Source organism: Pseudomonas fulva NBRC 16637 = DSM 17717, from assembly GCF_000730565.1.
Classification (GTDB): domain Bacteria; phylum Pseudomonadota; class Gammaproteobacteria; order Pseudomonadales; family Pseudomonadaceae; genus Aquipseudomonas; species Aquipseudomonas fulva.
In genome coordinates, this window is record NZ_BBIQ01000010.1 from 104685 (window position 1) to 117262 (window position 12578).

Below are 12578 nucleotides of genomic sequence, written 5' to 3' on the forward strand. Positions count from 1 at the left end.
CAGCTGCAAGCGTGCCGGCTCAGTTGCTGGACAACCGATCGCCTCTGGCGAAGCGCCAGGTGCGGATGATTTCCAACCGGTCGTACTCGGCCAGGTCACCGGTGAACGGTGCGAACGGTGCAGCCAGGCGCACAATGCGCTGGGCCGCCTGGTCCAGCACGGGCTGACCGGAGGATTCGAGCACCAGCACTTCGTAGAGTGACCCGTCGCGGTTGATCGAGACCATCATGCGCAGGTTGCCGTAGATCTGCTGCCGGCGTGCCTCGTCCGGGTAGTTCAGGTTGCCCACGCGTTCGACTTTCTTGCGCCACTCCTCCTTGTACCAGGCGCCCTTGTCGCGCATGGTCGAGGCCGCATTCAGGCGATGGATACGCGGGCGCTTGGCATATTGCTGCTGCTCATTGGCAAGCTCGGCTTCAAGGCTGGCGATCTGGCTGGACAGCTGCGAGCTGTCGAACTCCCGCACGGGCGTGCTCGGCTTGGGCTGGGGCTTGCTTTCCCGGGGCTTGGGCTCGACCTTCTGGGCCTTGGGGGCCTTGGTCGCGACCGCCGACTTCTGTGGAGGCGGCGGTACCTCGGGCCTGGCGGCAGGAGGCGGCGTGATCTTGTTGATCTTGGTGTCCTGGAAAGGCGCAAGCTCGGTGGTCTTGGGCACGGCCTTCTTGTCCAGGGTGCCGCTGCCTTGCTGGTTGTCCTGCGCCTGGAAATCAGCCTTTTCCGGCGGCTTTTCGCTCTTGAACGTGGCCAGGGTGATGTCCATGGTGCGGCTGATCTGCGCCGGCTTGACCACGGTAAAGCCCACTCCGAGGATCAACGCCAGGTGCACCAGCGCCGCCAGAAACAGCGTGAAGCCCAGCCTGTCCACCGGGCGAACGCGGGGCGGCAACAGGTCGGCGGGGATGTCAGCGGGCAGCGTCATCAGGTATCCAGGGGCATCGTCGAGCTACAAACGGCACGCGACAGTCAGCAGAAGCACGGGGCGGCCGTGCCGGGCTTGCAGCCTGTCGCTTGCGGGTGAGCATGATACCCCACGCCAGCCCGTTACCGAATGTCCGTGGTCAACGCGCCTTGAGCTGGCGATCAATGGCATCCATCAGCTGGCCGCCGATGTCGGTGCCGTAGGCGGCGTCGATTTCGCGGATGCAGGTGGGGCTGGTCACGTTGATTTCGGTGAGGTAGTCGCCGATCACGTCCAGGCCGACGAACAGCAGGCCTTTCTCGCGCAGTGTCGGGCCCACCTGGGCCGCGATCCAGCGGTCGCGCTCGCTCAAGGGGCGTGCCTCGCCGCGACCACCGGCTGCCAGGTTGCCACGGGTTTCGCCGCTGGCCGGAATACGGGCCAGGCAGTAGTCGATCGGCTCGCCGTCGATCATCAGGATGCGTTTGTCACCGTCCTTGATCGCCGGCAGGTAGGCCTGGGCCATGATCTGTTGAGTGCCCAGCAGGGTCAGGGTTTCGAGGATCACCGACAGGTTTGGGTCGCCCGCCCGGTGACGGAAGATCGACGTGCCGCCCATGCCATCCAGGGGCTTGAGGATCACATCGCCATGCTCGGCGGCGAATGCGCGGATGATGTCCGGGCGGCGGCTGACCAGGGTAGGCGGGGTGCACTGCGGGAACAGCGTGGCGAACAGCTTTTCGTTGCAGTCACGCAGGCTCTGGGGGCGGTTGACCACCAGCACGCCTTCGCTTTCGGCCTGTTCGAGCAGGTAGGTGCTGTAGACGAATTCCAGGTCGAAAGGCGGGTCCTTGCGCATCAGGATCACGTCCAGTTCGGCCAGGGCGCTGTCCTGCTCCTCGCCCAGCTCGAACCAGCGGGCCGGGTCTGCGAACACCGTCAATGGGCGCATGCGCGCACGGGCCTTGCCTTCGCCTTGATACAGGTCGCGCTGCTCCATGTAGAACAGGCTCCAGCCGCGTGCCTGGGCAGCCAGCAGCATGGCCAGCGAACTGTCCTTCTTGTAGGAGATGGACGCAATAGGGTCCATGACAATGCCGAGGCGAACGCTCATGGGGTGGTTCCTCTTGGCGGCGTGGCCGCGATGGATCGAAAGAAAAGTGGCTCAGGGTGGCGCCGCCAACGCCGCCGGTCAAGGGGCGCGGCAGATGGAATGGCTACCCGGACTGTGCTAAAAATGCAGCTTCAAGCCTTTGGCTACACGCCTCAAGCGAAAAGCGGCCATGGGCCCATGGGGCTTTCCTGTCGCGTGCCGCTTGCACCATGCAGCTCAATTCCCCCGGGTAGGCGTCTATGGAACAACCCCTGAAAGTGATGGTGATCGACGATTCACGCACCATTCGCCGCACGGCGCAGATGCTGCTCAGTGAGGTGGGCTGCGAGGTCATCACTGCCAGCGATGGCTTCGATGCCCTGGCCAAGATCGTCGATCACAACCCGGCCGTGATCTTCGTCGATGTCTTGATGCCGCGCCTGGACGGCTACCAGACGTGCGCGGTGATCAAGCAGAACAGCACCTTCAAGGACGTCCCGGTGATTCTGTTGTCGTCGCGCGACGGTTTGTTCGACAAGGCCCGCGGGCGTGTGGTCGGTTCTGATCAGTTTCTGACCAAGCCGTTTACCAAGGAAGAACTGATCGAGGCAATACAGGCCCATGTGCCTGGGTTTGCCACAGCCCAACAAACAGCACCCTGACCGTGCCCTGCCCTGGCACGGTCTTACGAATCCTGATGGGGAACCAGTATGGCCCGCGTTCTGATTGTCGACGATTCGCCGACAGAAATGTATAAGTTGACCCAATGGCTGGAAAAGCACGGGCACGAGGTACTCAAGGCCAATAACGGCGCCGATGGCGTGGCCCTTGCCCGGCAAGAGAAGCCGGATGCAGTGCTCATGGACATCGTGATGCCAGGCATGAACGGCTTCCAGGCCACTCGCCAGCTCAGCAAGGACCCGGAGACCAAGGCCATTCCGGTCATTGTGGTGACCACCAAGGACCAGGAGACCGACCGCATCTGGGCGACGCGCCAGGGCGCACGTGACTTCCTGACCAAGCCCGTGGAAGAAGATGCGCTGGTGCAAAAGCTCCAAGAGGTGCTGGGGGCTTGACCACACGCCCGCAGGGGGCGTCGCTGACCGCCTTCGAACTGTTGCTGGATATCGATCGCCGCTGCCGGCTGCTGGTGGCCGACCAGCCAGCTTCGGGTGACAGGTTGCAGCAGTGGAGCGGCATCGGTTTTCGTGTAGCCGGGCAATGGTTCGTCGCCCCCATGGGCGAGGTGGCCGAAGTGCTGCGTGAGCCCCGCAGTAGCCGAGTACCCGGTGTACAACCCTGGGTATGCGGGGTGGCCAATCTGCGTGGCCGGCTACTGCCCGTGATGGACCTGGGCCGTTTCCTCGGCCTGGGCAGTGCCGTGCCAGGCAAGCAGCGCCGCGTCCTGGTGCTCGATCACGAGGCGCTTTTCGTTGGTCTGCTGGTGGACGAAGTGGTGGGCCTGCAGCACTTTGCTATCGACAGCCTGCAACCTGCGCTGCCAGTGACCGATGCTGCCGGGCCCTTCGTTCAGGGGCGCTTCGAACGCGACCACGACTACTGGGCGATCTTCAGCCCCTTTGCCCTGGCCCAGGCACCGGGCTTTCTCGATGTGGCGTTATAGGACCTTGCAAACGTGAACCAGCCTGCTCCCCCCGTCACCGCCACCACCGTGAGCCCCCGCACCCGCAGCATTGCGCAGATCACCGTGCTGTTCCTGATCCTGATCCTCTCGATCATTCTGCTGTTCGCCAATTTCGCCTACCTCAACACCCAGTCCAACTACGACAAGCAGTACATCGGCCATGCCGGCGAGCTGCGCGTGCTGTCCCAGCGCATTGCCAAGAACGCCACTGAAGCGGCTGCCGGCAAGGGTGTGGCCTTCAGGCTGCTGTCCGATGCGCGCAACGACTTCGAGCGTCGCTGGGGCTACCTGCGCGAAGGCGACAAGGCCACTGGCCTGCCCGCAGCGCCACCCTCGGTGCGCGAAGAAATGGAAGCGGTGCGCGATGACTGGGAGAGCCTGCGCAAGAGCACCGACACCATCCTGGCCAGCGAACAGACCGTGCTGTCCTTGCACCAGGTGGCGGCAACCCTGGCCGAAACCGTCCCGCAGTTGCAGGTCGAATACGAAAAAGTGGTCGAAATTCTGCTGCAAAGTGGCGCCCCGGCCAGCCAGGTCGCCGTGGCTCAGCGCCAACTGCTGTTGGCCGAACGTATCCTGGGGTCGGTCAATACCGTACTGGCCGGCGATGCGGCGGCGGCGCAGGCCGCCGATGCCTTCGGCCGTGATGCCGGCCGCTTCGGCCAGGTGCTCGAGGGCATGCTCAAGGGCGACGCTGGCATTGGCGTTACCCGTGTCGAGGACGCCGATGCCAGGGCGCGGCTGGCGGAAATCGCCGAGCTGTTCCAGTTCGTGGCCGGCTCGGTCGATGAAATTCTCGAAACCTCGCCGGAGCTGTTCCGGGTGCGGGAGGCGGCCGGCAGCATCTTCAGCCTGTCGCAGACCTTGCTCGAGGAAGCCTCGCACCTGGCCAACGGGTTCGAAAACCTGGCCAGCGGGCGCACGCTCGATACCGTTGGGGGGTATGCACTGGGCTTGTTGGCGCTGGCCTCGATCATCCTCATCGGCCTGGTCATGGTGCGCACCACCAACCGTCAGTTGCGTGAGACCGCCGAAAAGAACGAACGCAACCAGCAGGCGATCATGCGCCTGCTCGATGAAATCGAAGAGTTGGCAGATGGCGACCTGACGGTGACCGTGTCGGTGACCGAAGACTTCACCGGCGCCATTGCCGACTCCATCAACTATTCCGTCGACCAATTGCGCGACCTGGTCGCCACCATCAACCACAGCGCGGTGCAGGTCGCCTCGGCGGTGCAGGATACGCAGAACACGGCCCGCCAGTTGGCCAAGGCATCCGAGCAACAGGCCGAGCAGATCAGCGAGGCCTCCGAGGCAGTCGGGGACATGGTCGAGTCGATCGACCGTGTTTCGGCCCATGCCTACGAGTCGGCCAAGGTCGCCGAGCGGTCCGTGGCCATTGCCAACAAAGGCAATGAGGTGGTGCACAACACCATCGACGGCATGAACAACATTCGCGAGCAGATCCAGGACACCGCCAAGCGCATCAAGCGCCTGGGCGAATCGTCCCAGGAGATCGGCGATATCGTGAGCCTGATCGACGACATTGCCGACCAGACCAATATCCTGGCCTTGAACGCCGCGATCCAGGCCTCGCTGGCCGGTGAGGCAGGGCGGGGGTTCGCCGTGGTCGCGGACGAGGTCCAGCGCCTGGCCGAGCGCTCGTCCTCTGCCACGCGGCAGATCGAAGCCCTGGTGCGGACCATTCAGGCCGACACCAACGAAGCGGTCATTTCCATGGAACAGACCACGGCCGAAGTCGTGCGCGGCGCCAGGCTGGCGCAGGACGCCGGCGTGGCGCTGGCTGAGATCGAAGGGGTTTCGCAGAACCTTGCCGACCTTATCCACAGCATTTCCGATGCGGCCCAATTGCAGACGTCCTCGGCGGGCCAGATCTCACACACCATGGCCGTCATCCAGCAGATCACCGCCCAGACGTCCGCAGGCTCCAGCGCCACCGCCGACAGCATTCGTCACCTGGCGCGCATGGCCAGCGAGATGCGCCGCTCGGTCTCCGGATTCACCCTGCCGGCACCTGCCGAGCCCCATTGAGAAATGCCCATGTCCACGCCCATGCCCGGCCCCATTGCTGGCCCCGCCCGCCACGATACCGTGGGCCTGGCCTGGACCAAGGCTGCCCTGCTCGATTGCCTGGGGCAGGGGCGCCAGGCGCTGGAACGCTTTGCTGGCGAGCCTGAAGACCTGTCGCTACTCACCTTCGTGGCGGACAACCTGCACCAGGTGCACGGTTGCCTGGTGATGCTGGAGTTGCCTGGGGCAACGCGCCTTGCCCAGGAGCTGGAGATGCTCGTGACCGACCTGGCCAACGGTAAGGTCACCCCGCGAGGCGACTGCCTGGGCGCGTTGTTCAAGGGCCTGGAGCTGTTGCCTTCCTACCTGGAACGTCTGCGCGGTGCACGCCATGACTTGCCACTGGTGATGTTGCCGCTCCTGAACCAGCTACGTGCCTGCCGGGGCGCGGAACCGGTGGTTCATGGCCGCCTGCTCGGCAATGCAGGCCAGCGTCTGGCAGGTGCCCAGGACCTGGCGAACCTTGACGTGTCATTGGGCAACTGGCGCGAGCAGTTGCAGGCTGGGGAGGGCCGCGACGCGCTAAGGTCGGTAGTGGCGGCATTGTGTGACGACCTCATGCGCATCAAGGACCGCCTGGACCAGTTCGTGCGCAGCGACCGGCAGCACAATGAACAACTGGAGGTGTTGCTCGCGCCCCTGCGCCACGTGGCCGATACCCTGGCCGTGCTGGGTTTCCAGCAGCCGCGTCGGGTCATCATCGATCAAGTGATGACGCTGCAAGGGCTGGCCGAGGGCGATCGGGCCGTGGATGACGCGGTGCTGATGGATGTGGCGGGGGCCTTGTTGTACGTGGAAGCCACGCTCAACGGCATGGTCGGACCACTCGAAGAAGGGGGGGAGCCAGGCCTGCCGGGCGCCGATGTCGCCGAGATTCGCCTGGTCGTGCTGCGAGAGTCGCTGAACGTGTTGCAGCAGGCCAAGGACCTGATGGGCGATTGCCTGGAGTCGGGCTGGCCCCGTCAGCACCTGCAGGCCTTGCCAGGCTTGCTCCAGCAGGTGCGCGGCGCCCTGGCCATGCTGATGTTGCCGGCCGCTGCCGAGGTGTTCGCGCGCTGCACGGTGTTTGTCCAGGGCTGGGTACAACAGGCGCAGGCCGACCCCTCGTCCGAGGAACTGACGCTGCTGGCCGAAGCCTTGAGCGCTGGCGAATGCTATCTGCAATGGCGCGTGGCCGACCCGCTGGCCGACGCTCAGCGCTTCATCGTCATGGCTCGCGAGCGCCTGGGGGCGTTGGGCGTGCACTGTTCCACCGTTGAAGAGCATGCCGATCTGGAAGAGGCGGACGGCCTTCAGGACGAATTGCGTGGCGTATTCATCGAAGAAGCCCAAGCATTGCTTCAGGACATTGAGCGGCACTGGTTGACTTGGCGTGCCGACCACCAGCAGCACAACGCGCTGATCGAAGTGCATAGGGCATTGCATACGCTCAAGGGCGCAGGCCGCCTGGTGCATGCCCAGGCGTTGGCAGAGCTGGCCTGGGCCGCCGAGCACTTGCTCAACCGTGTGCTTGCCGGCCGCAACGTGCTTGGTGCGGACGGGCAGATGGCGCTTGAGCAAGCGTTCGCGCAACTGCCCGAGGTGCTCGCCGACTTCGCCGCGGGGCACCTGCCGCATGTGAGCGCTGTACAGCAACTGGTGGGCCACCTGCATGCCCTTGCCGAGCGCGACCTGCCAGCCGCGGCCAGCGCGCAGGGGCTCGACCCGCAGTTACTGGACATCTTCCGTGGCGAGGCCCAAGGCCACCTGGCCAGCCTCGACGGGTTCCTGGCAAATGCCCAGCACGGCGTCCCTGTAGACGACGCCCTGCAGCGGGCCTTGCACACCCTCAAGGGCAGTGCGGCCATGGCCGGAGTTGTGCCCATCGCCGAACTTGCCACCGTGTTCGACCGACTGGTGCGCGAGTACAAGGCGCACGACCTGCTGCTCGATGAAACGGAGCTGCACTGGCTCAAGTCCGCCGCCTCGATGTTCGGGCAGGGCCTGGCGCAGTTATCCACCACCCCGTTCGAGCCACTGCCTGGTGCGGCCCAATTGATCGAGCAGGTCGAGTTGGCCATCGATATGCGCATCGCCGCCCTGGGCGGCGATGCGCATGCCTCGACCGGCAACGCCCGCGACCCGCAACAGGTCGCAGCTTTCCTGTCGCAAGCCATGGATCGTTTGCTGGACGCCGAGTCGTTGCTGGCCGACTGGCAGCGGCGCCCGGCTCAACGGGCGGCCTTGGAGACACTGCTCGATGACATGACCGAGCTTGCCCATGCCGCCCATTCGGCCGATCTGTGGCAGGTCGATGAGGTGTGCGAAGCCTTGCTGGACCTGTACGGTGCCGTGGAGGAGGGCAGCCTGCCTGCCGATGCGCAGTTCTTCACCCATGCCCAGCACGCCCACGAGGCGCTGCTGGACATGCTCGACGAGCTGGCCGCCGGCCAGGACGTCGTCCCGCGTACGCCGCTGGTGGCTCGCCTGCGCGAACTTCAGGGGCAAGGGCTTGCACCCGATGCCACCGGGCGCGTGGGCCTCGACAGCGTCACACCGCTGCACCCGGACATGGACGTGCCACTGATCGACACGCCAGCCCCAGACCTGGCCCTCGACCCCGCGCCAGTGCCGCCGTCACAAGCTCCGGAAAGCGCCGGGGAAGAGCTGATGGAGGTTTTCCTCGAAGAAAGCTCGGACATCGTCGAGAGCGCCGCTGCAGCGCTGGCGCGATGGCAGGCCGACCCGCGCAGCACGGTGGAGGTGGACAACCTGATGCGCGACCTGCACACCCTCAAAGGGGTGGCACGCATGGTCGAAATCGGCCCCATCGGTGACCTGGCCCATGAGCTGGAATTTTTGTACGAGTTGCTCGCGGCAGGGCGCCTGCCACCGAGCGGGGCCCTGTTCTCGCTGTTGCAGAACTGCCACGACCGCCTGGCGCACATGCTCGATGCGGTGCGCCTGGGGCAACCGCTGCACGCCGCCACGGCGCTGATCGATTACATCCGCAACTTCAGCAGCGCAGGCCTGACCGACAGCGCGGCCGGCACCAGCCCGGTCGAAACTGCCGCCAGCGAAGGTCCGGCAGTAACCCCCGAGCGAGTGCCGGGGGACATGGTCAAGGTCGATGCCGAATTGCTGGACGACCTGGGCAACCTGGCCGGTGAGCACTCGATCATCCGTGGACGCATCGAGCAGCAGGTCAATGACGCCCAGTTCACCCTCAACGAAATGGAAACCACGCTCGAGCGCATGCGTGACCAGCTGCTGCGCCTGGATATCGAAACTCAGGGGCGGATCTCCAGCCGCCAGCAGCTGGAGGGCGATGTCTATGAAGACTTCGACCCACTGGAAATGGACCGTCACTCCCAGCTGCAGCAGTTGTCGCGGGCGCTGTTCGAGTCGGCCTCGGACCTGCTGGACCTGAAGGAAACCATGGCCCAGCGCGCCCAGGAAGCCTACGGCCTGCTCCAGCAGCAGGCGCGGGTCAACAGCCAGTTGCAGGAGGGCCTGACGGCAACGTTGATGGTGCCTTTCGAACGCCTGGTGCCGCGCTTGCAGCGCGTGGTGCGGCAGGTGGCGAGCGAGCTGGGCAAGCAGGTCGAGCTGGTGGTGGGCAACGCCGAGGGCGAGCTGGACCGCAGTGTGCTGGAACGCATGGTGGCGCCGCTTGAACACATGTTGCGCAATGCCGTCGACCATGGCCTGGAAAGCCGCGAAGCCCGATTGGCTGCGGGTAAGCCTGAGCAGGGCACGATCCACCTAAACCTGCTGCACGAGGGGGCGGACATCGTCATCGAGATGACCGACGATGGCGCCGGCGTACCCCTACAAGCCGTCCGACTCAAGGCGATCAAGCGCGGCCTGCTCGACCCGCAGGCACAGCTGAGCGACCACGAGATACTGCAGTTCATCCTCAGGCCGGGCTTTTCCACGGCCGAAAAGATCACGCAGATCTCAGGGCGAGGCCTGGGCATGGACGTGGTCCACGAGGAGGTCAAGCAGTTGGGCGGCTCGATGACCATCGAGTCGGCCCAGGGCAAAGGGGCGCGTTTTCAGATTCGCCTGCCGTTCACGGTGTCGATCAACCGCGCGCTGATGGTGCACCTGGGCGACGAGCAGTACGCCATCCCGCTCAACACCATCGAAGGCATCGTGAGGGTACCGCCCGCTGAGCTGGCAGGTTGCTACGAGCAGGAGCCGCCGCGCTACACCTACGGAGGCCATCAGTACCAGCTGCGCTACCTGGGCGAGCTGGTGCAGGGCGCGCCGCGTCCTACGCTGCTGGGCCAGAGCGTGCCGCTGCCCTTGTTGCTGGTGCATTCACAGGAGCAGTCGTTCGCCATTCAGGTCGACAGCCTGTCGCCCAGCCGGGAGATCGTGGTCAAAAGCCTGGGCCCGCAGTTTGCGGCCGTTGCCGGCCTGTCGGGTGCAACGCTGCTGGGGGATGGGCGCGTCGTGTTGATTCTCGACCTGTTGGGGCAATTGCGTGGCCAGCAACGGCGGCTTGCTCGTTTGCCTGGAGGCACGCCGCGTGGGTTGCTGCCGGCAGCGACCCCGGACCGCACCTTGCTGGTGATGGTGGTAGACGATTCGGTCACGGTGCGCAAGGTCACCAGCCGCCTGCTTGAGCGCCATGGCATGAGCGTGATCACCGCCAAGGACGGGGTGGATGCCATGGCGGTGCTGGAAGGGCACCGGCCCGATGTGTTGCTGCTGGATATCGAAATGCCGCGCATGGACGGTTTCGAAGTGGCGACCCGCATTCGCCAGGACGCCCGCCTCAAGGCGCTGCCCATCATCATGATCACCTCGCGTACGGGGCACAAGCACCGCGACCGAGCCATGGCCATCGGGGTCAACGAATACCTCGGCAAGCCTTATCAGGAGTCGGTCTTGCTGCACAGCATCCTCCGGTGGAGCCAGTCCCATGCTTGAACTGATAGCCGGGCAGCGCAGCAGCCTTACCGGGCTGTTGCTGCCATTGGGCGACCGTACGTTGGTGCTGCCCAATGTGGCCGTAGCCGAACTCAGTGGGCTGCGCAATGTAGCGTGTCAGCGCGGTGACCTGCCCTGGCACCTGGGCTGGGTCGACTGGCGCCAGCAGCGCTTGCCCCTGATCGGTTTCGAAGCGGCCTGTGACAGCCATACGCCCTGTGGAGAACGGGCCCGTGTGGTGGTGCTCAACGCACTGGGCGACACGGGGTTGCGTTACCTGGCCTTGTTGCTGCAAGACATACCGCGCTCGTGCAAGCTCGACAGCCAGCTCAACTACGTTGACGTGACGTTGGCACCCCTTGAGTTGGCCGCTGTCCAGGTAGGGGATCAGGTGGCGCGCGTGCCTGACCTGGTCGGGCTCGAGCGCCTGGTCAGGGACGCACAGCGCAGCGGCAGGCTGCAAACGCCGGGTTAGAGCGTGCCGCCGGTACGCGTCGAGTGTCGTGGCTGAAACTAGCTGGGTTTCGAAAGGTCTTTAAGTGCATGTATTACGGTGAACGCTTCAATGCCTGGACCCACTTGGTGGGTGCGTTGCTGGCAGGCCTCGGTGCCCTCTGGCTGATCATCGGCGCCATCTTGCAGGGGGACCCCTGGAAGATCGTCAGTTTCTCCATCTACGGTGGCACGCTGCTGTTGCTGTACAGCATTTCCACGCTGTATCACAGCACGCGAGGGCGGGCGAAGGTGATCATGCGCAAGCTCGATCACCTCTCCATCTACCTGCTGATAGCCGGGAGCTACACGCCCTTCTGCCTGATCAGCCTGCGCGGGCCCTGGGGCTGGAGCCTGTTCGGCATCGTCTGGGGGCTGGCCGTACTGGGCATGTTGCAGGAAATCAAGCCCCGCTCCGAAGCACGCGTCTTGTCCATCGTGATCTACGCCGTGATGGGCTGGATCGTGCTGGTCGCGGTCAACCCGTTGCTGGAGGCGCTGGGTACGGCCGGTTTTGCCTGGTTGGCCGCAGGGGGCGTGTTCTACACCGTGGGCATCATATTTTTCGCATTCGACCGGCGCTTTCGCCACTGGCATGGCATCTGGCACCTGTTCGTGATTGCCGGCAGCCTGATGCATTTCGTGGCAGTGTCGCACTACGTGCGCTGATGAACCCAGCCTGTGAGCAGCCTCTGCTCCCCTGAGAAGGCTTAGAAATCGCCCCAGAGCTGTTGCGCCACCGAAAGGGCTACCACCGGCGCAGTTTCAGTGCGCAATACCCGCGGGCCAAGGCGCGCTGCATGAAAGCCCGCTGCCTTGGCCTGCTCGACCTCGGGTTCGCTCAAGCCGCCTTCGGGACCGATCAGAAAAGCCAGGCTTGCCGGTCTGGCATGGCTGACCAGCGGTTCGGCCACCGGGTGCAACACCAGCTTGAGCTGCGCCTGGGTTGCGGCCAGCCACTCAGTCAAGGTGATGGGTGGGTGGATGATCGGCAGGCTGGAGCGGCCACACTGTTCGCAGGCGCTGATCGCCACTTGCCGCCAGTGGGCCAGGCGTTTGTCGGCACGCTCGTCCTTCAGGCGCACCTCGCACCGCTCGCTGACGATCGGGGTGATTTCATTGGCGCCCAGCTCAGTGGCTTTCTGGATGGCCCAGTCCATACGCTCGCCCCGCGACAGCCCTTGACCCAGGTGCACCTGCAGGGGGGAATCGGCCTGGCCAGCGAATGCCTGGTCCAGGCTCACACGCACGGCCTTCTTGCCCACCTCCAGCAACTGCCCACGGTATTCCTGGCCGCTGCCGTCGAACAGCTGCACGGGGTCACCCGCCGCCATGCGCAATACGCGGCCGATGTAGTGGGCCTGTGCCTCGGGCAGGTCGTGTTCCCCAAGGCTCAGGGTAGCGTCGATGAAAAAGCGGGACAGTCTCATGGGTAAGCT

Annotated in this window: 10 protein-coding genes; 7 read left to right on the plus strand and 3 right to left on the minus strand. The window is 64.8% G+C overall.

Annotated elements, in window-relative coordinates; genetic code table 11:
- Window positions 1-19: 19 nt before the first annotated feature.
- Entirely contained in the window at window positions 20-919 is a 900-nt protein-coding gene (locus tag PFU01S_RS12060; protein WP_027914038.1) for an energy transducer TonB, read from the minus strand.
- 139 nt (window positions 920-1058) lie between these two features.
- Window positions 1059-2012 carry a glutathione synthase gene (gene gshB / locus PFU01S_RS12065; protein ID WP_027914037.1) on the minus strand — a complete coding sequence of 318 codons (954 nt, stop codon included), beginning with the start codon at window positions 2010-2012 and terminating at the stop codon, window positions 1059-1061.
- A gap of 239 nt (window positions 2013-2251) precedes the next feature.
- Between gshB and PFU01S_RS12070 the strand changes: the two genes are divergently transcribed.
- The 7 genes from PFU01S_RS12070 to trhA all read left to right on the plus strand — a co-directional run bounded on the left by PFU01S_RS12070 (window position 2252) and on the right by trhA (window position 11808).
- Window positions 2252-2653 (plus strand): response regulator, encoded by a 402-nt coding sequence (locus PFU01S_RS12070; protein WP_027914036.1) that lies wholly within the window; start codon window positions 2252-2254, stop codon window positions 2651-2653.
- Between the two features lie 48 nt (window positions 2654-2701).
- A complete protein-coding gene (gene pilH / locus PFU01S_RS12075) occupies window positions 2702-3067 on the plus strand; it encodes a twitching motility response regulator PilH (protein WP_027914035.1) in 366 nt (121 codons plus the stop codon).
- Window positions 3064-3615 carry a chemotaxis protein CheW gene (locus PFU01S_RS12080; RefSeq protein ID WP_027914034.1) on the plus strand — a complete coding sequence of 184 codons (552 nt, stop codon included), beginning with the start codon at window positions 3064-3066 and terminating at the stop codon, window positions 3613-3615. Before pilH ends, PFU01S_RS12080 begins: the two co-directional genes overlap by 4 nt.
- A gap of 48 nt (window positions 3616-3663) precedes the next feature.
- Window positions 3664-5688 carry a methyl-accepting chemotaxis protein gene (locus tag PFU01S_RS12085; RefSeq protein WP_225806697.1) on the plus strand — a complete coding sequence of 675 codons (2025 nt, stop codon included), beginning with the start codon at window positions 3664-3666 and terminating at the stop codon, window positions 5686-5688.
- Window positions 5689-5697: 9 nt separating this feature from the next.
- Entirely contained in the window at window positions 5698-10647 is a 4950-nt protein-coding gene (locus PFU01S_RS12090; RefSeq protein WP_028687252.1) for a hybrid sensor histidine kinase/response regulator, read from the plus strand.
- Entirely contained in the window at window positions 10640-11122 is a 483-nt protein-coding gene (locus PFU01S_RS12095; RefSeq protein WP_028687251.1) for a chemotaxis protein CheW, read from the plus strand. Before PFU01S_RS12090 ends, PFU01S_RS12095 begins: the two co-directional genes overlap by 8 nt.
- A 68-nt stretch (window positions 11123-11190) precedes the next feature.
- Window positions 11191-11808: a PAQR family membrane homeostasis protein TrhA gene (gene trhA, locus PFU01S_RS12100; protein ID WP_027914031.1), complete on the plus strand. Its 618-nt coding sequence runs from the start codon at window positions 11191-11193 to the stop codon at window positions 11806-11808.
- Window positions 11809-11849: 41 nt separating this feature from the next.
- Here trhA and PFU01S_RS12105 read toward each other — a convergent pair whose 3' ends face one another.
- The gene (locus PFU01S_RS12105) at window positions 11850-12569 is read right to left on the minus strand and encodes a 16S rRNA (uracil(1498)-N(3))-methyltransferase (protein ID WP_027914030.1); all 720 of its coding nucleotides are present in this window, start codon (window positions 12567-12569) and stop codon (window positions 11850-11852) included.
- Between the last annotated feature and the right edge of the window lie 9 nt (window positions 12570-12578).